This window comes from Halomonas sp. LBP4 (genome assembly GCF_003202205.1).
Classification (GTDB): Bacteria; Pseudomonadota; Gammaproteobacteria; order Pseudomonadales; family Halomonadaceae; genus Halomonas; species Halomonas flagellata.
The window spans coordinates 44,055-70,299 of the sequence record NZ_PDOG01000004.1 but is presented as its reverse complement, the minus strand read 5'-3'; the positions used below and the strand labels follow the sequence as shown (position 1 = coordinate 70,299).

Below are 26,245 nucleotides of genomic sequence, written 5' to 3'. Positions count from 1 at the left end.
CCGCTCTCCAGAGTTCACGAGAAGATCCTGATCGAGACGGCGCTCAAGCATACCGGCGGCCGCAAGGGCGAGGCCGCCGAGCTGCTGGGCTGGGGCAGGAATACCCTGACCCGCAAGCTGAAGACGCTGCTGCCGGCGCTGGCCGACGGGGAGTGAGGAAGCGGTCCCGCTCTCCAGAGTTCACGAGAAGATCCTGATCGAGACGGCGCTCAAGCATACCGGTGGCCGCAAGGGCGAGGCCGCCGAGCTGCTGGGCTGGGGCAGGAATACCCTGACCCGCAAGCTGAAGACGCTGCTGCCGGCGCTGGCCGATGGGGAATGAGGAAGCGGTCCCGCTCTCCAGAGTTCACGAGAAGATCCTGATCGAGACGGCGCTCAAGCATACCGGCGGGGCGCTCTCCACAAGACCGGCGAGGCCGCCGAGGCCGCGCCTTTTGCCTGACCCTGAGGCCTCCCTGAAATATTTCAGCATTATCAATGAATGGGACATGGGTGGGTGGGGGCTGCCAGCGCTGCCGGTCCCTATGGGGTCAGACCCCCGGCGGCGTCGAATCCGCTCGCAAGACGCACCATGACGGGCTTCGCGACTTGGCTGGGGTCTGACCCCATAGGGGCAGCCTCGGCGCCTTTTTCGGCGGACAAGCTATCAATGTCGAGAAAAACGTGTGCAGCCACAGGGTCAGACCCTGAGGCCTCCCCAGAAATATTTCTGCATTATCAATGCGTTGGGCATGGGTGGGTGGCAGGTTGCCAGCGCTGCCGGTCCCTATGGGGTCAGACCCCGGCGGCGTCGAATCCGCTCGCAAGACGCACTATGACGGGCTTCGCGACTTGGCTGGGGTCTGACCCCATAGGGGCAGCCTCGGCGCCTTCTTCGGCGAACAAGCTATCAATGTCGAGAAAAACGCGGGGATTCGTCAGGGTCAGACCCCGCAGGCGTGACCTCGGCGCCGGGACTGGTACCAATGCGCAACCTCGTCATCGGGCTGGGCGACGGCTTCCGAGGCTGCCAGAATGGGGCTCCCAAGGAGAGATCGCATGACGCAGATGAACTGGGAGCGGCTGCTCGACCCGAGTCGCCTGCACGACAAGCGCGGCGAGCGCCCCGGCGGGGCCCGCGACGAGATCGGCCGCAGCCCCTTCCACAAGGACCACGACCGGATCGTCTTCGCCGGTTCCTTCCGTCGCCTGGGGCGCAAGACCCAGGTGCACCCGCTCACCGACAACGACCATATCCACACCCGCCTGACCCATTCGCTGGAGGTGGGCTGCGTGGGCCGCTCGCTGGGCATGATCGTCGGCGAACTGCTGCGCGACCGGCTGCCCGAGTGGATCACCCCGGCGGACATGGGGGTGATCGTCCAGGCGGCCTGCCTGGGCCACGACATTGGCAACCCGCCCTTCGGGCATGCCGGCGAGTACGCCATCCGCGACTGGTTCAAGCGTGCCGAGGCCGACGGCAGCGGGCTGCTCGAGGGGCTCTCCGAGCTCGAGCGCGAGGACCTGCTGACCTACGAGGGCAACGCCCAGGGCTTCCGCATCGTCACCCAGATCGAGTACAACCAGTTTCGCGGCGGCATGCGCCTGACCACGGCGACCCTGGGCACCCTGCTCAAGTATCCGTGGACGGTGGAGCACGGCGGCGTGGCCGGCAAGTTCGGCTGCTACCAGAGCGAGCGGGCGCTGCTCGCCGAGGTGGCCGAGCGCCTCGGCCTGCTGCCCCGCGGCGAGGGGCGCTGGTGCCGCCACCCGCTGGCCTGGCTGGTGGAGGCCGCCGACGACATCTGTTACGCCCTGCTCGACCTCGAGGACGGCCTGGAGATGGGCATCCTGCGCTTCGACGAGGTGGCCGAGGTGCTGACCCAGATCGCCGGCGGCGCACCGCCCGACTACGCCGAGATGCAGCGTGACGGCGTCTCCCAGCGGCGGCGTATCGCCGCCCTGCGTGGCGCCGCCATGGAGCGGGCGGTGAACGACGTGGGCGCGGTCTTCGTTCAGCACGAGAGCGCGCTGCGCAGCGGCACCCTCCAGGAGGACCTGCTGGAGCTCTGTCACCCGGACCTGGGCTGGGGGGTGGCCGCGGCCAAGCAGCTGGCCCGGGAGCGCATCTTCCAGAACGAGCGCAAGGCCAAGCTGGAGATCGGTGCTTATACGACGCTGGGGATTCTTCTGGAGGCCTTCATCGGGGCGGCCCATGAGCTGCACCACACCGGCCGCTCCACCTTCAAGCACCAGCGGGTGCTGGCGCTGATCGGGGAGAACACCCCGCGGCCCTCCTGGCGCCTCTACGACAGCTACCGGCGCATGCTCGACTTCATCGGTGGCATGACCGACCACTACGCCGTGGACCTGGCCCAGGAGATGGGCGGGCGGCTGAAGGGGGACTGAGGCGATGGCGACGGGCTGGAAGGGGCGCCTTCTCACCGGGCTGGCCGCGCTGCTGCTGGCAGCGGTCGCCGCGGCCGACGGGCCGCTGGACCGGCTCCAGGGCGAGGGCTTCGCGCACTACACCCTGGCGCTGACCTGGCACCCCGGTTTCTGCGCGAGCCGCTCGCGTCCGCCCCGGGAGTGCCGCGAGCCCGAGCTGCGCCGGGGCGCCGAGCAGGGCTTCGTGCTGCACGGCCTGTGGCCCTCGCTGCCCGAGCGCTTCGCCAGCCGGGGCATCGACCGGCGGCGCTGGTGGCAGGACGGCTGCTTTCTCGAGCGGCCGCGTGCCGACGGGAGTTTCTGTCGCGCCCACCCGCCCTTCACCCTGCCCGAGGCGCTCGACGAGTCCCTGGACGGTGCCATGCCGGGGCGCGCCAGCTGCCTGGACCGCTACCAGTACGCCAAGCATGCCGCCTGCCTCGGCCTGCCCGAGGAGGACTACTTCGCCGCCTCCGTGGCACTGGTCGAGACGGTCAACGCGAGCGCCTTCGGTGCCTTCGTGGCACTCAACCAGGGCGGCGAGGTAGGGCGCAACGACCTGATCCACGCCTTCGAGGCGGCCTTCGGCGAGGGCAGCGGCCGGGCGCTGCGGCTGGAGTGCCGCGGGCGCGGCAATCGGCTGCTGACCGAGGTCCGCATCGGCATCGCCGTCGACCGGCTGGAGGAGTTTCCCGAGGCCGAGAGCCTGGTGCGCCAGGATCGTGGCCGCTGCGCCACCCGGGTGCGGATCGCCACCTTCGACTGAGGTCCGGCGTCAGATAGACGGGCCCTGCAGCTGTCCGTCGTCGAGCCGGGCGGCGCGTTCGAGCAGGGCGGCGATCACGGCGCCGTGGGTGGCGTCGTCGATCTCGCCCAGATGGGTCCGGATGAGTCGCTCCGAGAGGTCCTCGCCACTGATCACCAGCAGGTCGCTGGCTGCCTCGCTGGTATCGATGTCCCAGCCGGGCAGCGTCAGCACCCCCATCACCGCCACCCTCGTGCCGGTGCGCTTCTGCAGCCAGGCGGCCAGCCAGCGGGTGGCCTGGCGGGTCTTCAGCAGCGGCGCCCGCTCGCTCCAGCCGGGGAAGCGCAGGCGCTCGCGCTCCACGCTGACCACATTGATCTCGCGGCCGTCGGGCGTGAAGGGGCGGGTGCGGGCGCGGGTCTCGACCACGAAGACTCCGTGGGGCGTGACCGCCACATGGTCGATGGTGTAGCTGTCGGTGGGGACATCGTGGAAGACATAGTAGGGGTGGGCCTCGGGGCGGATCAGCGTCTCGAGTTCCTGGCCCACCGCCAGTTCGCAGGCCAGCCCCAGCTTGAGCCGTCGGATACGCTGGAAGTCGCGGATCAGCAGCAGGCAGAACACCAGCACCAGCACGGTGCTGAGCGCCCCGTAGAGGGCCCACTCGATCCAGTTCTGCTGGCTGGCGAAGAGCATCCGGCCCATGCCGTAGACCAGCGGCGCCAGGGTGACGATGGGCCCGAGGGCACCGTCGAGGAAGAGCGCGGCGAAGGCGCGGTCGAGCCGGTCACGCAGCGCCTGGCCAGGTTCGCGCAGGGGGTGGGCGTCGAAGGGAGAGCGCACCCGGGCGTCATGCAGGTTGCGCAGTGCCAGCACGATCACCGCCGTGGCGGCCAGGGGGAAGAGGAAGATCAGGGGGAGCAGGTATTCCAGCCAGGCCATCGGGGTTCCTTGCCCTGAGAGAGAGCCCCCATTCTAGACAACCTCGCCCCCTCGGGGCCATGCTCGGGATACATTCGGCATCGGCAGGACCTTGTCATGCAGCAGCCTTCCCCGGTGGTGCTATCGCCCGATCTCCGGACGCTGGCCGCCTTCGTGGCGCGCCATCCGCGCCTGGCGGTGCTGACCGGGGCCGGGATCAGCACCGCCAGCGGCATCCCCGACTACCGCGACGAGCGTGGCGACTGGAAGCGCTCGCCGCCGATGCAGCATCAGCGGTTCATGACCAGCCATGCGGCCCGGCAGCGTTACTGGGCCCGGGCCCTGGTGGGCTTTCGCGCGCTCAGCGAGGCCCGGCCCAACGAGGCCCACCGGGCCCTGGCCCGGCTCGAGGCGATGGACCTGGTGGCGGGGGTGATCACCCAGAACGTCGATGGCCTGCACCAGGCGGCCGGCTCGCGGCGGGTGATCGACCTGCACGGGCGGGCCGACCTGGTGCGCTGCATGTGCTGCGGTGCCCGGCGCATGCGCCATGCCCTGCATGCCGAACTGGAGCGCGGCAATCCGCACTGGGCGACCACGGGGGCCCGGGTGGGGCCGGACGGCGATGCCGACCTGGAGCGGGACTTCTCTGGCTTCCGGGTACCGAATTGCGATCGCTGCGGCGACGGGATCTGGAAGCCGGACGTGGTGTTCTTCGGCGACAGCGTGCCGAAGGCGACGGTGGCGGCGGCCCATCGACTGCTGGACGCCAGCGATGCCCTGCTGGTGGTGGGGTCGTCGCTGATGGTCTACTCGGGATTTCGCTTCGCCCGGGCGGCGTCCCGGGCCGGCAAGCCGATCGCCTGCCTCAACCTGGGGCGTACCCGGGCCGACGACCTCTATGCGCTGAAGGTGGAGGCCCCGGCCGACGCCCTGGTGGCTCTGTGCGAGGCGCTGGAGGTGGGGGTGTCCCGCGGCGTCAGCCGCCGGCGAGCTTGACCCGGTAGCCGCGCTTCTCGAGCTCGCCCTTCAGCAGGTCGCGATGGTCCCCCTGGATCTCGATGACGCCCTCCTTGAGCGCCCCGCCGGTGCCGCAGCGCTTCTTCAGTGCCTTGGCCAGCGCCTTGAGCTCGGCTTCCGCCAGCGGGACGCCCGAGACGGTGGTCAGACCCTTGCCCTTGCGCCCGCTGGTCTCGCGGCGAATGCGCACGACACCGTCGAGCGCCGCGAGACGGGCCGCGTCGGCCTGCTCGGCACAGCGGCAGTCAGCCAGTGGGTGACGGCAGTCGGGGCAGATGTCGCCATGCTCGGTGGAATACACCAGGCCGCGAAGCTGGTCCTGCAGGGAGGCCATGACGGGCTCCTTTCGTCGAGTGTGTTGGCCCGATGATAGCGCCCGCGGCGCCGGCTTGCATGGCGCGCGGACGTTCAGGAAAAGGAGACGGCCGTGCGGCGGGCCTTGACCAGGCGGGCGACGATCGTGGGCAGCTGGAACATGTTGCTGATCATGATGGCGCCCTCCGGGGTCTCCTCCGCGTCCGGATAGCGGTTGAGATGGATCACCGTCATCCCGGCCGCCAGTGCCGCCTTGACGCCGACGATGGCGTCGTCGATGGCCACACAGTCTTCCGGGGCATGGCCCATCATGCTGGCGGCATGGAGAAACAGGCAGGGATCGGGTTTCCAGCACTTGGCGGTGTAGCCGCTGAACAGGCGGTCGTCGAAGCACTCGGCCAGGCCGCTGCTCTTCAGCGAGGCGCGGATCTTGGCTTCCGGGCCGTTGGAGACCACCGCCATGGGATGGTCGGCCAGGGCGGCGAGGGCCTCGGCGGCGCCGGGCACCGGCAATAGCTCGGTCTCCAGGCGACGCATCAGGTTGCGGCGCATCTCGATTTCCATGGTCTCGAGGTGGTCGGGGTCGACCTGGCCATGGCGGCTCTGCAGCTCGGCGACGATATGGCGGAAACGGGTGCCGCGGAATTCGCCCATGTAGTCGCTGGCGAGGAAGGGTAGGCCGACGGCACTCAGGGCGTTGGCCATCTCGGCGGCCAGCAGCGGTTCGCTGTCGACCAGGGTGCCATCACAATCGAAGAGCAGGCAGGGAGCGTATGCCATCGCCGGTCATCTCGCGCAGGTCATGGACGGATAGAAAACAGTGTCATTGATATCGGCAGGCCTCGGCTTTCATTGAGAGCTTGTGCGCGCCATAACTTTGTGAACGCTGTTTCCTAACAGTATTACTACATTTCCGCGGTTGTTCAAGGTGCGACCAAGGTCGAATTCATTCGGGCTATCATCTTTTTCACCATACTACCATACTAGTCATATCAGCCGGCGAGTCGCTGGCATTGCACGGAATGGTCGGGGAGTCGCCATGAACATCAGCTTGCAAGCCCTGTGGCAGGACACGCGTGACGAGGGCACGGTGCGTCAGCGTCTCTATCAGGTACTGCGCCAGTCGATCATCCGCATGGTGCTGGCGCCGGGGCAGGCGCTCTCCGAGAAGGAGATCGCCGAGACCTTCGCGGTCAGCCGCCAGCCGGTCAGGGAAGCCTTCATCCGCCTGTCGGAAGCCGGCCTGGTAGAGGTGCGTCCGCAACGCGGTACCTATGTGGTGAGGATCTCCCGCCAGGCCGTGCTCGAGGCCCGTTTCGTGCGCGAGGCGGTGGAGGTGGCGGTGGCCCGCGAGGCCGCTACCCAAGGATTGGATGAGCGCACACTCGCCGAGCTGAACGAGCTGATCGAACGCCAGCGGCGCTGCATCGAGCCGGCGGATCACGACCGCTTCTTCCTGCTCGACGAGGCCTTCCATCGCACCCTGTCGCTGGGCATCGGCCAGGAGACCGCCTGGAAGGTGGCCGAGGAGGTCAAGGCGCAGCTCGATCGTGTGCGCTACCTGAGCATTCCGGAGTCGACCCCGATCCTCAAGCTCACCGACCAGCACCAGGCGATAGTCGATGCCATCGCCAGCCGCGACGTCGACGCTGCGGAACGGGCCATGAGCGGCCATCAGCGAGAGATCCTGCATTCGCTGCCCGAGCTGGTGCGCCGCTTCCCCGAGATGTTCGAGGCCCAGGCAACCCAGTCACTCATCGCGGAGGCGAGCCCATGAAGATCGAACGCGCCTATACCATCGTCACCTCCCCGGGGCGCAACTTCGTGACCCTCAAGATCGTCACCGACGAGGGGGTCTACGGCATCGGCGACGCCACCCTCAACGGCCGCGAGATGGCCGTGGTGGCTTATCTCGAGGAGCATGTGATCCCGGCGTTGATCGGCCGCGACTCGCAGCGCATCGAGGACATCTGGCACTACCTCTACCGGGGGGCCTACTGGCGCCGCGGCCCGGTGACCATGTCCGCCATCGCCGCGGTGGACCTGGCGCTGTGGGACATCAAGGCCAAGCTGGCCGGCATGCCGCTCTACCAGCTGCTGGGCGGCAAGAGCCGCGAGCGGGTGATGACCTATGCCCACTGCACCGGCAAGGATATCGACGCCTGTCTCGAGGAGGTCGAGGCCCACGTCAAGCTCGGCTATCGCGCCGTGCGGGTGCAGGCCGGCATCCCCGGCATCCCCACGATCTATGGCGTCGCCAAGCGCGAGGGGGAACGCTACGAGCCGGCGGATTCCGACCTGCCCGCCGAGCATGTCTGGAGCACCGAGAAGTACCTCAACCACGTGCCCAAGCTGTTCGCCGCGGTGCGCGAGCGCTTCGGCGACGACCTGCACGTGCTGCACGACGTGCACCACCGGCTGACGCCCATCGAGGCGGCACGCCTGGGCAAGGCGGTCGAGCCCTACCACCTGTTCTGGCTCGAGGACTGCGTGCCGGCCGAGAATCAGGAGGGCTTCCGCCTGATTCGCCAGCACACCACCACCCCGCTGGCGGTGGGCGAGGTGTTCAACTCGATCCACGACTACCGCGAGCTGCTCGAGAACCAGTGGATCGACTACATCCGCACGCCGCTCTCCCACGGTGGCGGCATCACCCACATGCGGCGCCTCGCCGACCTGGCGGGGCTCTATCACGTGCGCACCGGCTTCCACGGACCCACCGACCTGTCGCCGGTGTGCCTGGGGGCGGCGATCCACTTCGACACCTGGGTGCCCAACTTCGGCATCCAGGAGCATATGCCCCATACCGAGGAGACCGATGAGGTCTTCCCCCACGACTATCGCTTCGAGGACGGCCACTTCATCGTCGGCGAGGCGCCGGGACACGGCGTCGACATCGATGAGGAGCTGGCGAAGAAGTATCCCTACAAGCGTGCCAGCCTGCCGGTCAACCGGCTGGAAGACGGCACCCTGTGGCACTGGTAACGAGGTGAAACGACGATGAAAGCCTTTCAGGTAAGTGCACCGCTGGACTACCGCATCACCGATATCGAGATGCCCGAGGCCGCGCCCGGTGAGGCGCTGGTGCGCGTCGCCTTCGCCGGCATCTGCGGCTCGGACATGCACATCATCCATGGCGACAACGCCTTCGTGCGCTTCCCGCGCATCACCGGCCACGAATTTGCCGGCGTGGTCGAGGCCGTGGGCGAGGGGGTGCAGGACATCGCCGTGGGCGATCGCGTCTGCATCGACCCGGTGATCAGCTGCGGCCACTGCTACCCCTGCCGCATCGGTCGGCCCAACGTCTGCACCTCGCTGGAAGTGATCGGCGTGCATCGCAACGGCGGCTTCGAGGAGCGCGTCGCCGTGCCGGCGGCCAACCTGCACCACCTGCCGAAGCACTTGGGGCTGGACGCCGCCGCCTTGGTGGAGCCCTACACCATCGCTGCCAATGTCCTCGATCGCATGCAACCCCACCCGGGCGACCGCCTGCTGGTGTTCGGCGCCGGGGTGATCGGCCTGACCATCCTGCAGATGGCCCGGGCCAAGGGCATCGAGGAGGTGATCGTCACCGACGTCATCGATGAGCGGCTGGAGGCCGCCAAGGCACTCGGCGCGCGCCATGTGCTCAACGGTCGTGACCGGGACGTCGAACAGGCCGTCATGGAACTGACCAAGGGCGAGGGCGTGCCGCTGATCGCCGATGCCGCCTGTGTGCCGGCGCTGCTGCCGCAGATGCTGCGCCTGGCCTCGCCGGCCGGGCGCATCGGCCTGCTGGGCTTCAACCCCACGCCCAGCGACCTGGTGCAGCTCGAGGTGATCAAGAAGGAGCTGACCCTGGTCGGCTCGCGACTCAACAACCGCAAGTTTCCGGAGGTGCTCGAGCTGATGGCGTCCGGTCGGCTCGATCCGCTGGCGCTGGTCAGTCACCGGCTGGCGTTCGATGACATGCCCGACGCCATCGACATGCTCGATCACCATCCCGAAAGGGCGCGCAAGGTGCTGATCCAGATCGGAACCTGAGGCGCCATCTCGATACGCGCAATCACTGACAATCCACAACAAGCAAGTGCAGGAGTGAACATCATGATGAAGCAGCTTTTCACCGGTGCCGTCCTCGGGGCGACCATCCTGGGTAGCCAGGCGGCCCTGGCCGCCGACGTCACGCTGAAGTTCGGCCACCTCGCCAACGAGGAGAACATCTGGCACCAGGCCGCGGTGAAGTTCAAGGAGGAGGTCGAGGCCAACTCCGATGGACGCATCGAGGTGCAGCTCTACCCCAACGAGCAGCTCGGCGCCGAGATGGACGTGATCAACAGCATCCAGCTGGGGACCGCGGATATGACCATCACCGGCGAGAGCCTGCAGAACTGGGCGCCCAAGGCGGCCATGATGGCGGTGCCCTACGCCTTCCGCGACTCCGAGCATCTGCATGCGGCGGTCAGCGGCGAGATCGGTGACCAGATCGAGGCGCAGATCGCCGAGCGCGCCAACCTGGTGCCCCTGGCCTGGTTCGAGCGCGGCCCGCGGCACCTGACCTCCAACCGCCCGATCGAGCATCCCGACGATCTCGACGGTATCCGCCTGCGCGTGCCCAACGTGCCGCTGTTCGTGGATACCTGGGAGGCGCTGGGTGCCCGCCCCACGCCCATGGCCTTCAGCGAGGTCTTCACCTCCCTGCAGCAGAGCACCATCGAGGCCCAGGAGAACCCGCTGAGCCTGATCGAGAGCGCCAGTTTCGATGAGGTCCAGGACTACGTGAACCTCACCGGCCACGTGCGCAGCTGGATATACGTGGTGATCGGCAGGAACAAGCTCGAGAGCATGCCGGAGGACCTGCAGGAGGTGGTCTTCGACGCGGCCGATACCATGCAGGCCTATGAGGCCGACCTCTTCGCCGAGGATGAGGAGCGCCTGCGTCAGGATCTCGAGGAGCGCGGCATGGAGTTCGTCGAGGTGGATATCGATGCCTTCACCGAGAAGGCTCGCCCGGCAGTGCTCGACGCCCTCGACGAGGAGCAGCGCGAACTGTTCGAGGCCATCCAGGACCTGTGATGTCGCATCCGGACGGGCCCATGCCAGGCATGGGCCCGTCCCCCCGCACAAGGGTGCCCGCCGGCACCACGAGGAATGCGTATGGACTCCGACTACAAGGCGGCCGAGCAGGAAGTGCTCGAGCGGCTGGATTCCCTCTCGTCCGTGCCCACCTTGCAGGGCGCCCTGGGGCGCCTGCTCGGCTGGGTCGACACCCTGTTCACCGTCCTCGCCGTCCTGGCGCTGCTGGCCATCGCCGGCACGGTGCTGCTGCAGATCTCGGCGCGCCTCTTCCTGCCGTTCAGCGTCTCCTGGACCGAGGAGCTGTCGCGCTACCTGTTCATCTACATGGTGGCCCTGTCGGCGGGAGTGGTGCTGCGTCAGCATCGCAACGTCAGCGTGGAGCTCTTCCACCACCACCTGGGGCCGCGGGCGCGGGCCGCCTACCAGGCGCTGATCTGCCTGCTGATCGCCGGCTTCGCCGGGCTGGTGCTGCCCTACGCCTGGCAGTACGCCCAGAACGGCGCCTGGCAGACCTCGCCCACCCTCAAGATCCCCATGCTCTACATCTTCTTCTCCACGGTGGTGATGTTCGCGCTGTTGCTGGTCTACGGCGCCATCGGCTTCCTGGAGGGCCTCGTCGCCATCTTTCGTTCGCCTGAGCGCACCGCATCGGAGAAGCCGTGATGGAAGTGATCATCCTGTTCAGCGCTTTCCTGGTCCTGCTGTTGATCGGCATGCCCATCGCCTTCGCCCTGGGCATCGCCTCGCTGGCCTACCTGCTGCTGGAAGGCATCTCCCTGACCATCGTGCCGCAGCGCCTGTACGCCGGCATCGACACCTTCGTGCTGCTGTGCATCCCCGGTTTCGTGCTGGCTGGCAACCTGATGAACGTCGGCAATATCACCGAGAACATCGTGCGCTTCTCCAATGCGCTGCTGGGCCATATCCGTGGCGGACTCGGCCTGGCCAACGTGGGGGGCTCGATGATCTTCGGCGGCATCTCCGGCACCGCCGTGGCCGACTCGGCCAGCATCGGCTCGGTGATGATCCCCGGCATGGCGAAGTCCGGCTACGACAAGCCGTTCGCCGCGGCGGTCACCGCCGCCTCCTCCACCGTGGGGCCGATCATTCCGCCCAGCGTGCCCATGATCATCGCCGGTTCGCTCTCCGGGGTCTCGGTGGGTCGCATGTTCCTGGCCGGCGCCATCCCCGGCCTGCTGCTGGGCCTGGCGATGATGGTCACGGTGTACATCCTTGCCATCCGCCGCGGCTATCCCAAGGGGGCCCGCGTGCCCTTCCTGCAGTTGCTGCGCGAGGCCAGGACCGCCTTCTGGGCGCTGCTGATGACGGCGATCATCCTCTACGGCATCATCGGTGGCTTCTTCACGCCCACCGAGGCTTCCATCGTCGCCAGCCTCTACGCGCTGGTAGTGGGCATGTACGTCTACAAGGGCCTCTCCTGGCGCAAGCTGCCGGCCATCCTCACCGATACCGTCTTCACCTCCGCGGCACTGCTGCTGATGGTGGGGCTGGCCAACCTCTTCGGCTGGATCCTGACCAGCGAGCAGATCCCCCAGATGATCGCCGGCCTGATCCTGACCATCAGCGAGAACCCGCTCGTCGTCATCCTGATCCTCAACCTGATCCTGCTGTTCGTCGGTGCCTTCATGGAGACCATCGCGGCGCTGATCATCCTCTTCCCGGCGCTGCTGGGGGTGGCCACCGGCGTGGGCATGGACCCGGTGCACTTCGCCGTCATGGCGGTGCTCAACCTGATGATCGGCCTGACCACCCCGCCGGTGGGGGTCTGCCTGTTCGTGGTCGCAGGGATCGGCAGGCTGCCCATGCTGACCGTGGCGCGGGCCATCGTGCCCTTCCTGGTCTGCAACCTCGCCGTGCTGCTGCTGGTGTCCTATGTGCCGGCGATCTCGATGTGGTTGCCGAACCTGCTGCTGGGCGAATAGGGGGCAGCACTTTCCACGCATATGACGTTCTCTGATCGAATCCAGCAATCAAAGGGATGCCCATGAACCTGACACACCTTCCCGCGGCGCCCCAGGCGGGCCGCATCGGCATCGTCCACCTCGGGCTCGGCGCCTTCCACCGCGCCCACCAGGCGGTCTACCTGGAACGCTATCGTCAGCGCACCGGTGACACGCGCTGGGGGGTGAGCAGCGCCAACCTGCGCGCCAGCGTCGGCCTGGTGGACGCCCTGCGCGAGGCCGGCTACCGCTATCACGTGGCGGAGTACGCCGACAGCCAGACCCTGACCCTGCGCGAGATCGGGGTGATCGAGGAAACCCTGTTCAGCGGCCGTGACGCCGAGGGGCGCTGGGGGCGTGACCGCGAGACCCTGCTGGCGCGGCTGGCCGCGCCCGAGACACGCCTGGTCACCCTCACCGTCACCGAGAAGGGCTACTTCCTCAACCCGGCCAGCGGCGAGCTGCTCGCCGACGACCCCATGATCGCCGCGGACATCGCCACGCCCACACAGCCGCGCACCGCGCCGGGGATCCTGGTGGAGGCGCTGGCGCGGCGTCGCGAGACAGGCTTGCCACCCTTCACGGTGCTCTCCTGCGACAATATGCCGGACAACGGCAAGCGCACCCGCAACGCCGTGGTCCAGCTGGCCGAGCGGCGCGACGCCGCCCTGGGCGAGTGGATCGCCGCCGAGGTGGCCTTCCCCTGCAGCATGGTCGACCGCATCGTGCCGGCCATGACCGCGGCCGATTTCGCCCGACTCGCCGAGCTGGGCGTGGAGGACCCCAACGCCGTGGTCGGCGAGGCCTTCGCCCAGTGGGTGGTGGAGGATGACTTCCCCCAGGGCCGGCCGGACTGGGCAGCCGACGGCGTGGAGATGGTCGCCGACGTGGCCCCCTTCGAGACCATGAAGCTGCGCATGCTCAACGGCAGCCACTCGCTGCTGGCCTACCTGGGTGCGCCGGAGGGCATCGAGACGGTCTTCGAGGCGGTGAGCCGCGACGACCTGCGGGCGCTGCTGCACCGCTATATGCTGGAGGAGGCGGCGCCGACCCTGGCCATGCCCGAGGGCACCGATCTCGTCGCCTATGCCGACTCGCTGCTGGCGCGCTTCGCCAACGACAGCCTGCGCCACCGCCTGCACCAGATCGCCATGGACGGCAGCCAGAAGCTGCCGCAGCGCTGGCTGCAGGGCAGCCTGGCACGCCGCGAGGCGGGGCAGGCGGCGCCCTGCACGGCGCTGGGCCTGGCCGCCTGGATCCGCTATACCGCCGGCCGGGACCGCCAGGGCGACGCCTACCCGGTGGACGACCCCCTGGCGTCGCGCTTCGCCGAGCTCCACGCGCGGCACGGCCAGGACCCCGAGGCGCTGGTCACCGCCTTCCTGGCCATGGACGACGTGGTGCCGCCGGCCCTGGCGGCCGACGCCGAGTACGCGACGGCGGTACTCACGGCCTATCGTTCCCTGACCGAACAGGGCCTCGACGGGGCGCTCGCCGCCCTGGTGCGAGGCTGAGAGGAGATCCCCATGGAAGCTACCTGGCGCTGGTTCGGCCCGAAGGACCCCATCCGCCTCGAGGAGATCCGCCAGACCGGAGCCACCGGCATCGTCACGGCCCTGCACGAGGTGCCCAATGACCGGGTCTGGTCGCTGGAGGCGATCCGCGAGCGCAAGGCGCTGATCGAGGCCGCCGGCCTGACCTGGTCGGTGGTGGAGAGCGTGCCGGTCCCCGAGGCGATCAAGCAGGGCCGGCCCGAGCGCGATGCCCTGATCGCCACCTATTGCCAGACCCTGCGCCACCTGGCGGCCTGCGGCATCGACACCGTCTGCTACAACTTCATGCCGGTGCTCGACTGGACCCGCACCGATCTCAGCTGGTCGCTGCCGGACGGGGCCCTGGCGCTGCGCTTCGACCAGGTGGCGTTTGCCGCCTTCGACCTCTACCTGCTCCGGCGCCCCGGCGCCGCGGCCGAGTACGGGGACGAGGAGCAGGCCGCGGCGCAGCGTTACCTCGACGGCCTCGATGCGGCCGGGCGCGACGCCCTGGTCGACACCCTGATCGCCGGCCTGCCGGGGGCCGAGGAGCACTACACCCTGGAGCGGTTCCGCGGCGTGCTGGCGGACTATGCCGAGATCGATGCCGAACGCCTGCGTGAGCACCTGGCGTACTTCTTGCGCGCGGTGATCCCGGTGGCCGAGGAGGTGGGCATCCGCATGGCGATCCACCCCGACGACCCGCCCCGCCCGATGCTGGGGCTGCCGCGGGTGGTCTCCACCCCCGAGGACGCCCGGTGGCTCCTCGACGCCGTGCCCAGCCCGGCCAACGGCCTGACGCTGTGCACCGGCTCCTACGGGGTGCGTGCCGACATCGACCTGGCCGACATGGCCCGGCGCTTCGGGCCGAAGGTCTACTTCGCCCACCTGCGCTCGACCCGGCGCGAGGCGCCCGATCCGCGCTCCTTCCATGAGGCGCCGCATCTCGACGGCGACGTCGACATGGTGGCGGTGATCCAGGCGCTGGTAGCGGAGGAGCGGCGCCGCGCACGCGAAGGCGGCCCGCGCCTGCCGCTGCGCCCGGACCATGGCCACCACATCCTCGACGACCGGCACCGCGACACCGCCCCGGGCTACCCGCTCTACGGGCGCCTCAAGGGGCTTGCCGAACTGCGCGGGGTGGAGCTGGCGGTGCACCAGCTGACGGCCTGAGCCTGGCTTGCCCTGAAACGACACCCCCGCCGATCTCTCGGCGGGGGCGTGCCGGTGGGAAGCGCCTGCCTCAGGGCGTCTCGGGAACCTCGGTCCGGCCGCTACGCATTGATCGCTGGCAGGCATCGATCAGGCTGGCCTGCGCCAGAACCTCGCCGGTATCGGCGGCATGACGGTTGTCTCCCTGCACCCAGGCGGCGAAATGGTCGAGCTGGGCCGGGTACTGATCCGCTGATAGTCGTTCGCTACGCGGTTTGCCTTGGCCATCATGGATCATGATCAAGCCTTCGCCGTCATGCTTGTCTGGGCGGAAGGCGCGGACCACGGTGATTCGGCCTCGAGTGCCGATCAGCTCGTAGCGATGGGTCAGCGTCTGGCGGAAGCTGGAGGTGAACTCGGCAAGGCGACCCTCGGCGAAGCGCAAGATGCCGCTGACGGTGAGGTCCACGTCATGGTACGGGTCGAGCTCGCCCACGATCGTGACCTTCTCGGGCATGCCCAGCAGGCGGCGGATCACGTCCAGCGGGTAGCAGCCCACGTCGTTTAGGCTACCACCGCCCAACTGTCGGTCGAGCTTGATGCTCGGCGCCGAGAGGTCCAGCGGGAAGGAGAAGTGGCCGCGTACATGGCGCAGCTCGCCGATTACGCCCTCCTCCAGCAGAGCACGGATCCGCTGGTGCTGGGGGTGCTGCCGGTACATGTAACCTTCCATTAGGCACACGCCATAAGCGTTGCACTCCTGCTGCATACGTCGGGCCTCGTCGAGGTTCAGCGCCGCGGGCTTTTCGCAGAGCACATGCTTTCCATGCCTGGCGGCGGCGATTGTCCACTCGGCATGCAGGCTGTTGGGCAGCGGAATGTAGACTGCCTCGACCTCGGGGTCCTCGAGCAGAGCCTGGAAGCTGTCATGGGCGCGGGGAATGCCGAACTCTCGGGCGACCTCGACTGCCTTGCCGTGCTCGCTGGCGATGGCCACCGGCACGGCGTGAGCGGCCGTCCGCATGGCGGGAATCATGACGGTACGGGCGATCTTGGCCGTGCTGAGGATGCCCCACTTGAGCGTTTGCATCATCAATGCCTGCAAGGTCGGGTTAACGAGGGGAAGCGATGCTGTTGTCAGCGTTGGTGCGACATTTGAATCTGCCACTGGCGGATGCCGAAGGTCCAGGGCGGCAGGCGGTCGCTGCGATCCACCCGGTTGACCAGGGCGCCCAGGGCCGGGGTGGCGATGGTCACGGTGTCGCCCAGGTGGTGGGTGAAGCCCTGGCCTTCGCCGTCGCGATCCTGGATCGGCGAGAACATGGTGCCGAGGAACAGCATGAAGCCGTCCGGGTACTGGTGATGGGCGCCGATGGTCTGGTGCACCAGGTCCAGGGGATCGCGGCTGATCTGGCGCATGTCGCTGCTGTCGTCGAGCACGAAGCCATCGTCCTCTCCCTCGATGCGCAGCGAGACGCGGGCCTGGCGCACGGTGTCGAGCGTGAAGGCGTCATCGAACAGACGAATGAAGGGGCCGATGGCGCAGGAGGCGTTGTTGTCCTTGGCCTTGCCCAGCAGCAGGGCGCTGCGACCCTCGATGTCGCGCAGGTTGACGTCGTTGCCGAGCGTCGCGCCCCTGGGCGTGCCTTGGGCATCCACCGCCAGCACGATCTCCGGCTCGGGATTGTTCCACTGCGAGGCCGGGTGCAGGCCGACCCGGACCCCGAAGCCTACCGAGGAGAGCGGCTGGGCCTTGGTGAACACCTCGGCATCGGGGCCGATGCCCACCTCCATGTACTGCGACCAGGCGCCGCGGGCCTGCAGCTCCGACTTGAGGGCCATGGCCTCCTCGGAGCCGGGCACGATCTGCGACAGGTCGCTGCCGATCAGCGCCTGAAATTCCCGGCGCAACTCGGTGGCCCGAGCCGGGTCGCCGGCGGCCTGCTCCTCGATCACCCGCTCCATCAGGCTGACGGCGAAGGTCACCCCGCAGGCCTTGATCGCCTGGACGTCGCAGGGGGCGAGCAGGTAGGGCGTACGTGGCGGTTCTGCCAGCGAGTTCTCCAGCAGTGCCGCCACGGAGCCGAGGGACTCGCCTTCGATGCGAGAGACGATCCCTGCCGCGTCGTCCTGGTCCAGCAGGTCGGCCATGCAGCGGTAGTCGGCACTGATATCGATGACCTCGCCATGGCGGATCACCACCAGCGCCGGGCCCGGTTGGGGCGTCTGGCGCCAGACGCGCCCTACCAGCAAGGCGCGTTCATGATCCTCGGGAAGAAAGGCTGTGTAATCCAAGGGGGGCTCCCTGGTTGTCATGTTCATGGGTCTGTCGCTCATGCCTCGCGCTTGCCGTCCACCAGCCGGGTGACACCCAGGGGGTTGCCGTCCTTGAGTGCCTCGGGCAGCAGGTCCGCGGGCAGGTTCTGGTAGCACACCGGGCGCAGGAAGCGCTGGATGGCGGCGCTGCCCACCGAGGTGGTCCGGCTATCCGAGGTGGCCGGGAAGGGCCCGCCGTGGACCATGGCGTGGCACACCTCGACGCCGGTGGGCCAGCCGTTGGCCAGCACTCGACCCGCCTTGCGCTCGAGCACCGGCAGCAGCGTGCGGGCCGCCTCGACGTCGCCGTCGTCCAACTGCAGGGTGGCGGTGAGCTGGCCCTCCAGATGCTCGGCCACAGCCTTGACCTGGTCGAGGTCGTCGCATTCGATGACCAGCGAGGCGGCACCGAACACCTCGGCCTGCAGCGCCTCGCTGTTCAGGAAGTCGGCGCCGCGGGCGGCGAACAGCGCAGTCTGGCACGGGTGGGGCCCCTCACCGGCCGGGCCGCGAGCGATCTCGCGGGCTTCCCCCGCCAGCTGGCTCACCCCATCGCCGTAGGCGGCGTAGATGCCCGGGGTGAGCATGGTCTGGGCGGCGCTGCCGCGCACCGCCTCGCCGGCGGCCGCGACGAAGGCGTCCAGCGCCGCCCCCTTGACGCCGATCACCAGCCCCGGGTTGGTGCAGAACTGCCCGGCCCCCATGTTGACCGAACCGACGAAGCCCTCGGCGATTTCGGCACCCCGCGTTGCCAATGCTTCCGGCAGCAGAAATACCGGGTTGATGGAGCTCATCTCGGCGTAGACCGGAATCGGCTGGGGCCGCGCCTGGGCGGTGGCCATCAGTGCCAGGCCGCCGCTGCGCGAACCGGTGAAGCCCACCGCCTGGATACGCGGGTCGGCGACCAGGGCCTGGCCGATCTCCTTGCCCGAGCCGAACAGCACCGAGAAGACGCCCTCGGGCAGGCCGCACTGGGCCACGGCCTGTTGCACGGCGCGGCCCACCAGCTCGGAGGTGCCGGGGTGGGCGGAGTGGGCCTTGACCACCACCGGGCAGCCGGCGGCCAGTGCCGAGGCGGTGTCGCCGCCGGCCACCGAGAAGGCCAGCGGGAAGTTGCTGGCGCCGAACACCGCCACCGGGCCCAGGGCCACGTGGCGCTGGCGCAGGTCGACCCGCGGCATCGGCGCCCGCTCGGGCAGCGCCGGGTCGAGGCGCACGTCGAGCCACTCGCCGGCGCGCACCACCGAGGCGAACAGGCGCAGCTGGCCGCAGGTGCGGCCGCACTCGCCCTCCAGGCGTGCCCGGGGCAGGCCGGTCTCGGCCATGGCGCGCTCGATCAGGGCATCGCCCAGGGCCTCGATCTCGCCGGCGACGGTTTCCAGAAACGTCGCGCGCGCCTCCAGCGAGCTCTCGCGGTAGCCGGCGAAGGCCTCCTCGGCGAGCTCGCAGGCTCGTGCCACCTCGAATTCACCGCCGCCACGGTAGATGGGCTCAAGGGCCTCGCCGCTGGATGGATCGATGGCGCGGATCTCGCCACGGGTACCGGTGACGGCCTGTTGGCCGAGCAGTAGCGTTCCTGCCGGTTGCATAGGGAGCCTCCCATGTTGGTTTGTACTTTTTACTATCCTGAGCGGTCGAGCGTGTAAGTTCAAGCTATTTACTTACTTGCCGGCTTCGACTTTGGTCGATGCCTCAGATGAGGTCGCTGGGACCATGGATGACGCTGGCCAGCACCTGGGCGGCGGCGCCGCGGGCGGCGATGAAGGTGGAATCCTCGATCACGCGGAGCGGGACCTGCTGTGTCGTGCCGAGGAGGCGGTTCTGGTTGGCCTTGAAGTAGGCCAGGGCGGGGTCGAGGAGTGGGGCACCCAGTTGGACCAGCGAGCCGCCGAGAACGAGCTCGGAGGGGTTCTGGGTGTGGTGCAGATTGAGCAGCAGGGTACCCAGGGCCTCGCCGGCGCGGCGCAGGGTGAGTTGGACGTTCTCCTCCTGCAGCCTGGGCAGCAGGGACTCGACGAGTTCCTCGTCCTCGGCGATACCCAGGGCTGCCCGGATCGACCAGCCGCTGACCAGGGTCTCCGCACAGCCGCGATTGCCGCAGTGGCAGTAGAGGCCTCCGGGCTGCAGGATGGTGTGGCCGATCTCGCCGGCCAGGCCCTGGAGGCCCCGGGAAAGCAGCGGCAGGTGATTGCCCTCGACCATGCCGCTGCCGATACCGGTGCCGGCGCTGACATAGACCAGTGAATCGGGCACCTGGCCGGTACGGAAATAGAACTCCCCGAAGGCGGCCGACTTGGCCTCGTTGTCCATCAGCCAGGTGCCCTCCAGCTTCGGGAAATGGGGGCGCAGCAGTTCGAGGAAGCGGATGTCGCGCCAGCCCAGGTTGGGGGCCAGGCGCAGCACGGGTTTGCGGGGGTCGATGGGGCCGGGCAGGGCGACGCCTACACCCAGGCAGTGACGGTCGCTAACCGAAGGTGCGGAGTGCAGTGAGTGCAGCCGCTCGGCGAGCAGCCCGGCGGTGACCTCGGGAGTGGTCGGGACCAGGTGCTCATGGTGCGAGGCGAGAACCTCGCCGGAGAGCGAGCAGGCCACCAGGCGCAGGCCGTGCACGCCGACCTCGGCGCCGAGCATGACGTAGTGACGGTCATTGAGATGCAGCGCCCGCCCCGGCCGGCCGCCACTGCTCTTCTGCAGTTCGCCCTCGCTGAGCCAGCCCTGGTTCAGCAGGGACTGCACGCCGGTGCCGACGGTGGCCTTGGTCAGTTGGGCCTGGGTGGCGATGTCGGCCCGGGTCAGGCCGGGGGTGCGGCGCACCAGCTCGAGGATGGCGCTACGGTTGAGGCGCTTGAGGAAGTGCAGGTCGCCCGCCTTGTGCTGCTGGAAGCTGGTTGACATAAAAGAAACGAACCCTATCCGTTCTGCCCGGTGTCGATGGCTCGGCGAGCATCACGCGCCGGATCTTGGTACTGATATTAAACGAATCGTACGCTGCGGATCACCTCGTCGAAGGTGCCGTCGGCGGCCTGATCCGGTCCCTAAGCCTACCTCAACGCATTGAGACTTTCCGCACTTATACCAACGTCGCATTGAAGGATAAGGGACCGCCCATCATTCTGCACTTAGTAAATAGATAAAACCAAGTGGGAGCCAAGATGAGCAATGATGCGACACGTTACCCCAGCCTGGAACAGCGGGTGGTCTTCATCACCGGTGGCGGTAGTGGCATTGGCGCGGGACTGACCCGCGCCTTCCATCGCCAGGGAGCCAAGGTGGTCTTCGTCGATATCGATGACGCCGCCAGCCAGGCGCTGGTCGATGAGTTGAAGGCCGCGACCGGCACGGCACCGCAGTTTCACCGCTGCGACATTCGTGACGTGGAGGCGCTGCAAGCGGTGATCGCCGAGATCGGCGAGAGCCTGGGACCGATCCACACCCTGGTCAACAACGCCGCCAACGACGACCGCCACTCCTGGCAGGACGTCGATGTCGATTACTGGGACGAGCGCATGTCGCTCAACCTGCGCCCCATGTTCTTCGCCGCCCAGGCCGCCGCGCACCAGATGATCGAGGCCGGTGGCGGGTCCATCATCAACTTCGGCTCGATCAGCGTGCAGATGGCTATCGGTGATCTCTCCACCTACGTCACTGCCAAGGCAGCGGTCCACGGGCTGACGCGCAGCCTGGCTCGCGATCTCGGCACCCACAATATCCGCGTCAACACCCTGGTGCCCGGCTCGATCATGACCGAAAGGCAGCTCGAGAAATGGATCGGTCCCGAGGAGGAGGCCTCCATTCAGGCTCACCAGTGCCTGAAGCTGCGCCTGGAACCCCAACATATCGCCCCGGCGGTGCTCTTCCTGGCCAGTGCCGAGAGTGCCGCCATCACCGGGCAGGAACTCGCCGTTGATGGCGGCTGGGGCTGATCCAGTCGTATCTGTTACCAGCCTTCTCTTCAGTAATCAGAAATTAGAGGTGCGCCATGCTCTTACAACACAACAAGGAGTCCGTAATGCACGCTTCCTATCAGCACAATGCCACTTATCCCCATCGGCGCCGGCTGGCGGTGGCGATCGCCGTCGCTTCGTTCCTGGGGCCTTGCGTGGCCCTGGCGGATACCACCCTGCGGGTGCTGCGGGTCGAGATCAGTGATGTCGAGAAGGAGTACTACAGCGAGATCGCCGCCGAGTACGAGGCGCAGAATCCGGACGTCAACATCGAGCTCGAATATATCTCCAACGAGGCCTACAAGACACGGCTGCCGACCCTGCTTCAGTCCGACCAGCGCCCCGACATCTTCTATAGCTGGGGCGGCGAGGGGCTGCGCGACAAGGTGGAGGCCGGTTTCGTGCGCGACATCACCGAGGAGATGCAGGCCGGTTGGCAGGACCTCTATCCGGAGTCGGCGGTGAGCGCCTTCACCCTCGATGGCAAGGTCTATGGGGCACCGCTCTACGCCACCGTGGTGGGTTTCTGGACAAACACCGCCCTGACCGAGCAGGCCGGTGTCGATGTCGATGCCATCGAGACCTGGGAGGACCTCGAAGAGGCCGTGGTGGCGCTGCGCGAGCAGGGTATCACCCCGGCGGTCGTGGGCGGCAAGGATGGTTGGCCGATGCACTTCTACTGGGGCTATCTCGCCACTCGCTTGGCCGGCGGTGACGGCATCGAGGCCGCCAAGACCGGAGCGGATGGCGGTTTCGCTGGCGAGCCCTTCGTCCGAGCCGGTGAGCTGCTTCAGGCGTTCGTCGATCTCGAGCCCTTCCAGTCGGGCTTCATGTCGACCACCTATGAACGAGCCAGCGCCATGTTCGGTGATGGCGAGGCGGCCTTTCACTTGATGGGGGACTGGGACTATCTCCCCTCGAAGGAGCGCTCCATGAGCGGCGAGGGGGTACCGGATGAGAACCTGGAGTTCCTTCCCTTCCCCAGCGTGGAGGGCGCCCCCGGCAATGATCATAGCTTCGGTGGCATGAACGGTTACGCCGTCACCCAGGGGGCCCCCGACGAGGCGGTCGACTTCCTGCGCTTCCTGCTCAACGAGGAGAACCAGCGCGAAGCCGCGAGCCGCGGGATCTTCGTGCCGGTGGCACATGGCTCGGAGGAGGAGCTTGCCACTCCCTATGCCCGCAAGGTGGCCGAGATCCTCCGCGAATCGACCTTCCATCAGGTGTTCCTCGATCAGGCCCTGGGCACCTCGGTCGGCGCCACCGTCAACGATATCAGCGGCGACCTGGCCCAGGGGGTAATCACCCCCGAGGAAGCGGCGGAACGCGTCGATGAGGCCTGGCAGTTCCGGTAAACCTGGCCGGCCAGCACGGCCTTGCTGTTACGCCGGCGGCATGCCGCCGGCACGCACCAACTCCCCGTCTCGGGATGGATGCTCATCATGACGACTATGACTCGCCCCACCGTGCACAAACGGGGTACCGCCGATCGCATCAAGAAGAACCTGGTCAGCGGCAAGCTCTCCGCTGTTCTCATCTTGTTGCCACCGGCACTGATCCTGTTCTCGCTGTTTGTCATCCTGCCGTTGGTCGATGCGGCCTACTACAGCGGCTTCTCGTGGAACGGCTATGGCTCGCCCACGGACTTCGTCGGCACTCAGAACTACACGCGCCTGTTTGATCACTCGGTGTTCCATACGGCGCTGTGGAATACCACCAAGCTGATTCTGGTTTCCCTAATCATCCAGATGCCGCTTGCCTTGGGGCTGGCATTGCTGGTGTATCGCAAGACGCCGACCAATACCCTGTTCCGGCTGGTGTTCTTCCTGCCCTATATCCTGGCGGAAGTGGCCGCTGGCCTGATCTGGAGCTTTGTCTTCGACGGCGATTACGGCATTACCGCTTCTATATTCCAGTCGCTTGGGCAGGAGTCAATCTATGTATTGGCCGATCACCAGTGGGCCTTTCCGGCAATCATGACGGTGATCGTATGGAAGTACTTCGGCTTCCATATGATGATCTACATTGCGGCGCTCCAGAGCGTACCCAAGGACCTGATCGAGGCAGCCAAGCTGGAGGGGGCCAAGCCGCGCCAGGTGGCCCTGTTCGTGCAGATCCCGCTGATCAAGCATGCCCTGGTGGTGAGCGGCTTCTTCGCCATCATCGGCTCGCTGCAGATCTTCGACATCATCATCCCGCTGACCAATGGCGGCCCCTCGAACTCGACCCATACCATCGTCACCTACCTCTATACCTTCGGCCTGTCACGACTGAACATCGGCTTCGGTAGCGCCGCCGCCGTGGTGCTGTTCGTACTCGCCATCGGTTTTGCCTTCTTCTACCAGCGCGCTACAACGAGGGGGGGCCGAGCATGAAGAATGTAACAACCCGCAATACGTTACGCGTGATCCTGTTGATCTTGGTCGCCAGCCTGGTCATTGCCCCCTTGCTCGCATCGTTCTTCGGCGGTTTCAAGAGTAATGCTGAGTTACGTACCAACCCACTTTGGCTACCGAATAGCTGGAACGCGGAAAACTACATCGCGATCTTTCTCGACGGCAGCTTCTGGCGTTACCTGGGCAACTCCTTCTTCATCTCCTCGATGACGGTATTCCTGACTCTGGTGGTGGGTGCGGCCGCAGCCTATGTGTTCTCACAAATCCGCTTCTTCGGCTCGAAGATGATCCTCTCGTACCTCTTGCTGGGGCTGATGTTTCCCTTTGCCGCAGCGATCCTGCCGCTGTTCATCAAGGTGCGCGACCTGGGGCTGCTGGACACTTACTGGTCGGTGATCTTGCCGCAGACGGCCTTCGGTCTGTCGCTGGCGATCCTGTTGTTCAAGGCATTCTTCGATCAGCTTCCCAAGGAGCTGTTCGAGGCCGCCTACCTTGATGGCTGCAGCTATCTGCGCTTCTTCTGGTCGTTCACCCTGCCGCTGTCGACGCCGATCCTGGCTACCGTGGGCGTGTTCGTCTTCGTGCAGAGCTGGAACAATTTCCTGCTGCCGCTGGTGGTGCTCAACGACCGTGACATCTACACCTGGCCGCTCGGCATGATGCAGTTCCAGGGCGAATACCTGACCCAGTGGAACATGATCCTGGCCTTCGTGACCCTGACCATCACACCGGCCGTGATCTTCTTCCTCGCTGCCCAGAAATACATCGTGGCCGGCCTCACCGGCGGCTCCGTCAAGGGATAAGGGATACCGCAAATGAAAGACGTGATTCGCAATCCGATCCTGCCCGGCTTCAATCCAGATCCTTCGATCTGTCGGGTGGGCGAGGACTACTACATTGCCACCTCCACCTTCGAGTGGTACCCGGGGGTACAGATCCATCACTCCCGAGACCTGGCCAACTGGCGCCTGGTCACTCGGCCGCTGACGCGGGCCGCTCAGCTCGATATGCGCGGCAACCCCGACTCCTGCGGGATCTGGGCGCCCTGCCTGTCCTATGCCGACGGCCAGTTCTGGCTGATCTACACTGACATGAAGCGCTACGAGGGCAACTTCAAGGATGGCCACAATTACCTGGTCACCGCGCCCACCATTGAGGGGCCCTGGAGCGATCCGGTCTACCTCAACTCCAGCGGCTTCGATCCCTCGCTGTTCCACGATGACGACGGTCGCAAGTGGCTGGTCAACCTGCAGTGGGACTATCGCCAGCGCGAGGGCGGCGACCGCTTCGGCGGTATCCTGCTCCAGGAGTACGACACCGAGCGGAGGCGCCTGGTGGGGCCGATCCATAACATCTTCGCCGGCACCGAAATGAAGCTCACCGAGGGACCGCACCTCTATCGCCGCGATGGCTGGTACCACCTGCTGGTGGCCGAGGGCGGTACGGGTTACGGCCACGCCGTGACCATGGCTCGCTCGCGCCATCTTACCGGCCCCTATGCGGTACATCCCGACAATCCGGTGCTGACCACGCGCCAGGACCCGGACAACCCGCTACAGCGTGCCGGCCACGCCGACCTGGTCGAGACACCCGAGGGCGAGACCTGGATGGTGCATCTGTGCGGCCGTCCGCTGCCGGGTACGCGGTTATCGCCGTTGGGGCGCGAAACGGCGATTCAGCGAGCCGTCTGGGACAACGACGGCTGGTTGCGACTGGCCGACGGCGGCAAGACCCCGACGCTGGAGGTGTCGATGCCCGGCACGGATCAACGTGCCCCGGACACCGAGGAGACCCACGAGTTCGCATCCGAGACGCTACCGGCGAACTTCCAGTGGCTGCGCACCCCCGAGCCCGAGCGGCTCTTCTCCCTGAGTGAGCGCCCTGGTTTCCTGCGCCTTTATGGTCGCGAATCGGTGGGCTCCTGGTTCGAGCAGGCGCTGGTGGCGCGGCGTCAGGACAACTGGTACTGCAGTGCCGAGACCGTGCTTGAATTCGAGCCGGACGACCTGCAGCAGTTCGCTGGCCTGATTGCCTACTACAACCGCTTCAAGTTCCACTATCTGGCGGTAACCCGTGGTGATGGCGGCGACAAGGTGCTCAGCGTGATGAGCTGCCACGACGAGTGGCCCAGCGGGCGTCTGGATATCGCCGACACCCAGGGGGCGGTTCTCGAGCCCGGAACGCCCGTGCAGCTCGGCGTCGATATTCGCGAGCGAGAGCTGCAGTTTCGCTACGCCCAGGGCGACGGTGAGTGGCAGCCGATCGGTCCGGTGCTCGATGCCGGGCTGCTCTCGGACGAGGGCAGTGGCCGCGCACATGGCTACTTCACCGGCAATTTCCTGGGCATGGCGGCCCACGACATCAGTGGTCGCGGTACGCCGGCCGACTTCGCCAGGTTCCGCTATCGCCGCGAGCTCCGTTGAGCGCCTGCCAATCACGCCTGAGAACCATAACCTATGCTTGATAAAGAGTGCACACC

At 67.1% G+C, this 26,245-nt stretch carries 24 protein-coding genes and 1 pseudogene; 18 read left to right on the top strand and 7 right to left on the bottom strand.

Annotated elements, in window-relative coordinates; genetic code table 11:
• From CR157_RS23220 to CR157_RS13725, 4 genes and pseudogenes are all read left to right on the top strand, one after another.
• A partial coding sequence (locus tag CR157_RS23220; protein WP_306766785.1) for a helix-turn-helix domain-containing protein occupies positions 1–156 on the top strand: 156 nt, incomplete at its 5' end.
• A pseudogene (locus CR157_RS13735) lies at positions 155–322 on the top strand (helix-turn-helix domain-containing protein); the annotation flags it as partial. The gene CR157_RS23220 and the pseudogene CR157_RS13735, both read left to right, overlap by 2 nt.
• A gap of 716 nt (positions 323–1,038) precedes the next feature.
• Positions 1,039–2,388: a deoxyguanosinetriphosphate triphosphohydrolase gene (locus tag CR157_RS13730; RefSeq protein ID WP_110284104.1), complete on the top strand. Its 1,350-nt coding sequence runs from the start codon at positions 1,039–1,041 to the stop codon at positions 2,386–2,388.
• 4 nt (positions 2,389–2,392) lie between these two features.
• Complete coding sequence (locus CR157_RS13725; RefSeq protein WP_110284103.1) at positions 2,393–3,172, top strand: ribonuclease T2 family protein; 780 nt, start codon at positions 2,393–2,395, stop codon at positions 3,170–3,172.
• Between the two features lie 9 nt (positions 3,173–3,181).
• On the opposite strand, the gene CR157_RS13720 is transcribed toward CR157_RS13725, so the two are convergent.
• Positions 3,182–4,093, bottom strand: coding sequence for a nuclease-related domain-containing protein (locus CR157_RS13720; protein WP_110284102.1), 912 nt, complete (start codon positions 4,091–4,093; stop codon positions 3,182–3,184).
• A gap of 96 nt (positions 4,094–4,189) precedes the next feature.
• On the opposite strand from CR157_RS13720, the gene CR157_RS13715 reads away from it, so the two are divergent.
• Positions 4,190–5,071, top strand: a complete 882-nt coding sequence (locus CR157_RS13715; RefSeq protein ID WP_110284101.1) for an NAD-dependent protein deacetylase — start codon at positions 4,190–4,192, stop codon at positions 5,069–5,071.
• Here CR157_RS13715 and CR157_RS13710 read toward each other — a convergent pair.
• Positions 5,052–5,426 carry a translation initiation factor Sui1 gene (locus CR157_RS13710; protein WP_110284100.1) on the bottom strand — a complete coding sequence of 125 codons (375 nt, stop codon included), beginning with the start codon at positions 5,424–5,426 and terminating at the stop codon, positions 5,052–5,054. The genes CR157_RS13715 and CR157_RS13710 overlap by 20 nt on opposite strands.
• A gap of 74 nt (positions 5,427–5,500) precedes the next feature.
• Positions 5,501–6,187 carry an HAD family hydrolase gene (locus CR157_RS13705; RefSeq protein ID WP_110284099.1) on the bottom strand — a complete coding sequence of 229 codons (687 nt, stop codon included), beginning with the start codon at positions 6,185–6,187 and terminating at the stop codon, positions 5,501–5,503.
• Between the two features lie 259 nt (positions 6,188–6,446).
• Here CR157_RS13705 and CR157_RS13700 point away from each other — a divergent pair, with 259 nt between their 5' ends.
• The 8 genes from CR157_RS13700 to uxuA all read left to right on the top strand — a co-directional run bounded on the left by CR157_RS13700 (position 6,447) and on the right by uxuA (position 15,131).
• Positions 6,447–7,184, top strand: coding sequence for a GntR family transcriptional regulator (locus tag CR157_RS13700; RefSeq protein ID WP_110284098.1), 738 nt, complete (start codon positions 6,447–6,449; stop codon positions 7,182–7,184).
• Positions 7,181–8,392 (top strand): D-mannonate dehydratase ManD, encoded by a 1,212-nt coding sequence (gene manD / locus CR157_RS13695; protein WP_110284097.1) that lies wholly within the window; start codon positions 7,181–7,183, stop codon positions 8,390–8,392. Before CR157_RS13700 ends, manD begins: the two co-directional genes overlap by 4 nt.
• Positions 8,393–8,407: 15 nt before the next feature.
• Positions 8,408–9,430, top strand: coding sequence for a Zn-dependent oxidoreductase (locus CR157_RS13690; protein ID WP_110284096.1), 1,023 nt, complete (start codon positions 8,408–8,410; stop codon positions 9,428–9,430).
• Positions 9,431–9,493: 63 nt separating this feature from the next.
• Positions 9,494–10,462, top strand: coding sequence for a TRAP transporter substrate-binding protein (locus CR157_RS13685; RefSeq protein WP_110284095.1), 969 nt, complete (start codon positions 9,494–9,496; stop codon positions 10,460–10,462).
• Positions 10,463–10,543: 81 nt separating this feature from the next.
• Positions 10,544–11,128, top strand: a complete 585-nt coding sequence (locus CR157_RS13680; protein ID WP_110284094.1) for a TRAP transporter small permease — start codon at positions 10,544–10,546, stop codon at positions 11,126–11,128.
• On the top strand, positions 11,128–12,408 hold the full coding sequence (locus tag CR157_RS13675; RefSeq protein ID WP_110284093.1) for a TRAP transporter large permease: 1,281 nt from the start codon (positions 11,128–11,130) through the stop codon (positions 12,406–12,408). Before CR157_RS13680 ends, CR157_RS13675 begins: the two co-directional genes overlap by 1 nt.
• 62 nt (positions 12,409–12,470) lie before the next feature.
• Entirely contained in the window at positions 12,471–13,940 is a 1,470-nt protein-coding gene (locus CR157_RS13670; protein ID WP_110284092.1) for a mannitol dehydrogenase family protein, read from the top strand.
• A gap of 12 nt (positions 13,941–13,952) precedes the next feature.
• Positions 13,953–15,131 (top strand): mannonate dehydratase, encoded by a 1,179-nt coding sequence (gene uxuA / locus CR157_RS13665; protein ID WP_110284091.1) that lies wholly within the window; start codon positions 13,953–13,955, stop codon positions 15,129–15,131.
• Positions 15,132–15,201: 70 nt separating this feature from the next.
• On the opposite strand, the gene CR157_RS13660 is transcribed toward uxuA, so the two are convergent.
• From CR157_RS13660 to CR157_RS13645, 4 genes are all read right to left on the bottom strand, one after another.
• Positions 15,202–16,200 carry a Gfo/Idh/MocA family protein gene (locus CR157_RS13660; RefSeq protein ID WP_219999953.1) on the bottom strand — a complete coding sequence of 333 codons (999 nt, stop codon included), beginning with the start codon at positions 16,198–16,200 and terminating at the stop codon, positions 15,202–15,204.
• A gap of 47 nt (positions 16,201–16,247) precedes the next feature.
• Positions 16,248–17,426: a fumarylacetoacetate hydrolase family protein gene (locus CR157_RS13655; protein WP_110284571.1), complete on the bottom strand. Its 1,179-nt coding sequence runs from the start codon at positions 17,424–17,426 to the stop codon at positions 16,248–16,250.
• Positions 17,427–17,443: 17 nt separating this feature from the next.
• Positions 17,444–19,015: an aldehyde dehydrogenase (NADP(+)) gene (locus CR157_RS13650; protein ID WP_110284089.1), complete on the bottom strand. Its 1,572-nt coding sequence runs from the start codon at positions 19,013–19,015 to the stop codon at positions 17,444–17,446.
• Between the two features lie 103 nt (positions 19,016–19,118).
• A complete protein-coding gene (locus CR157_RS13645; protein WP_110284088.1) occupies positions 19,119–20,321 on the bottom strand; it encodes an ROK family protein in 1,203 nt (400 codons plus the stop codon).
• 257 nt (positions 20,322–20,578) lie between these two features.
• On the opposite strand from CR157_RS13645, the gene CR157_RS13640 reads away from it, so the two are divergent.
• From CR157_RS13640 to CR157_RS13620, 5 genes are all read left to right on the top strand, one after another.
• Positions 20,579–21,349: an SDR family NAD(P)-dependent oxidoreductase gene (locus CR157_RS13640; protein WP_110284087.1), complete on the top strand. Its 771-nt coding sequence runs from the start codon at positions 20,579–20,581 to the stop codon at positions 21,347–21,349.
• A gap of 86 nt (positions 21,350–21,435) precedes the next feature.
• Entirely contained in the window at positions 21,436–22,725 is a 1,290-nt protein-coding gene (locus tag CR157_RS13635; RefSeq protein ID WP_110284086.1) for an ABC transporter substrate-binding protein, read from the top strand.
• Positions 22,726–22,812: 87 nt separating this feature from the next.
• Entirely contained in the window at positions 22,813–23,745 is a 933-nt protein-coding gene (locus CR157_RS13630) for a carbohydrate ABC transporter permease (protein ID WP_110284085.1), read from the top strand.
• Positions 23,742–24,569 carry a carbohydrate ABC transporter permease gene (locus CR157_RS13625; protein WP_110284084.1) on the top strand — a complete coding sequence of 276 codons (828 nt, stop codon included), beginning with the start codon at positions 23,742–23,744 and terminating at the stop codon, positions 24,567–24,569. The genes CR157_RS13630 and CR157_RS13625 overlap by 4 nt, the downstream gene beginning before the upstream one ends.
• Positions 24,570–24,581: 12 nt before the next feature.
• Positions 24,582–26,189, top strand: a complete 1,608-nt coding sequence (locus tag CR157_RS13620) for a glycoside hydrolase family 43 protein (RefSeq protein ID WP_110284083.1) — start codon at positions 24,582–24,584, stop codon at positions 26,187–26,189.
• Positions 26,190–26,245: the final 56 nt, after the last annotated feature.

What these genes read in the sequence shown, in the direction of transcription:
- CR157_RS13730 (WP_110284104.1), top strand. Translation starts at nt 1,039, where the DNA reads ATGACGCAGATGAACTGGGAGCGGCTGCTCGACCCGAGTCGCCTGCAC.
- CR157_RS13725 (WP_110284103.1), top strand. Translation starts at nt 2,393, where the DNA reads ATGGCGACGGGCTGGAAGGGGCGCCTTCTCACCGGGCTGGCCGCGCTG.
- CR157_RS13720 (WP_110284102.1), bottom strand. Translation starts at nt 4,093, where the DNA reads ATGGCCTGGCTGGAATACCTGCTCCCCCTGATCTTCCTCTTCCCCCTG.
- CR157_RS13715 (WP_110284101.1), top strand. Translation starts at nt 4,190, where the DNA reads ATGCAGCAGCCTTCCCCGGTGGTGCTATCGCCCGATCTCCGGACGCTG.
- CR157_RS13710 (WP_110284100.1), bottom strand. Translation starts at nt 5,426, where the DNA reads ATGGCCTCCCTGCAGGACCAGCTTCGCGGCCTGGTGTATTCCACCGAG.
- CR157_RS13705 (WP_110284099.1), bottom strand. Translation starts at nt 6,187, where the DNA reads ATGGCATACGCTCCCTGCCTGCTCTTCGATTGTGATGGCACCCTGGTC.
- CR157_RS13700 (WP_110284098.1), top strand. Translation starts at nt 6,447, where the DNA reads ATGAACATCAGCTTGCAAGCCCTGTGGCAGGACACGCGTGACGAGGGC.
- manD (WP_110284097.1), top strand. Translation starts at nt 7,181, where the DNA reads ATGAAGATCGAACGCGCCTATACCATCGTCACCTCCCCGGGGCGCAAC.
- CR157_RS13690 (WP_110284096.1), top strand. Translation starts at nt 8,408, where the DNA reads ATGAAAGCCTTTCAGGTAAGTGCACCGCTGGACTACCGCATCACCGAT.
- CR157_RS13685 (WP_110284095.1), top strand. Translation starts at nt 9,494, where the DNA reads ATGATGAAGCAGCTTTTCACCGGTGCCGTCCTCGGGGCGACCATCCTG.
- CR157_RS13680 (WP_110284094.1), top strand. Translation starts at nt 10,544, where the DNA reads ATGGACTCCGACTACAAGGCGGCCGAGCAGGAAGTGCTCGAGCGGCTG.
- CR157_RS13675 (WP_110284093.1), top strand. Translation starts at nt 11,128, where the DNA reads ATGGAAGTGATCATCCTGTTCAGCGCTTTCCTGGTCCTGCTGTTGATC.
- CR157_RS13670 (WP_110284092.1), top strand. Translation starts at nt 12,471, where the DNA reads ATGAACCTGACACACCTTCCCGCGGCGCCCCAGGCGGGCCGCATCGGC.
- uxuA (WP_110284091.1), top strand. Translation starts at nt 13,953, where the DNA reads ATGGAAGCTACCTGGCGCTGGTTCGGCCCGAAGGACCCCATCCGCCTC.
- CR157_RS13660 (WP_219999953.1), bottom strand. Translation starts at nt 16,200, where the DNA reads ATGCAAACGCTCAAGTGGGGCATCCTCAGCACGGCCAAGATCGCCCGT.
- CR157_RS13655 (WP_110284571.1), bottom strand. Translation starts at nt 17,426, where the DNA reads ATGACAACCAGGGAGCCCCCCTTGGATTACACAGCCTTTCTTCCCGAG.
- CR157_RS13650 (WP_110284089.1), bottom strand. Translation starts at nt 19,015, where the DNA reads ATGCAACCGGCAGGAACGCTACTGCTCGGCCAACAGGCCGTCACCGGT.
- CR157_RS13645 (WP_110284088.1), bottom strand. Translation starts at nt 20,321, where the DNA reads ATGTCAACCAGCTTCCAGCAGCACAAGGCGGGCGACCTGCACTTCCTC.
- CR157_RS13640 (WP_110284087.1), top strand. Translation starts at nt 20,579, where the DNA reads ATGAGCAATGATGCGACACGTTACCCCAGCCTGGAACAGCGGGTGGTC.
- CR157_RS13635 (WP_110284086.1), top strand. Translation starts at nt 21,436, where the DNA reads ATGCACGCTTCCTATCAGCACAATGCCACTTATCCCCATCGGCGCCGG.
- CR157_RS13630 (WP_110284085.1), top strand. Translation starts at nt 22,813, where the DNA reads ATGACGACTATGACTCGCCCCACCGTGCACAAACGGGGTACCGCCGAT.
- CR157_RS13625 (WP_110284084.1), top strand. Translation starts at nt 23,742, where the DNA reads ATGAAGAATGTAACAACCCGCAATACGTTACGCGTGATCCTGTTGATC.
- CR157_RS13620 (WP_110284083.1), top strand. Translation starts at nt 24,582, where the DNA reads ATGAAAGACGTGATTCGCAATCCGATCCTGCCCGGCTTCAATCCAGAT.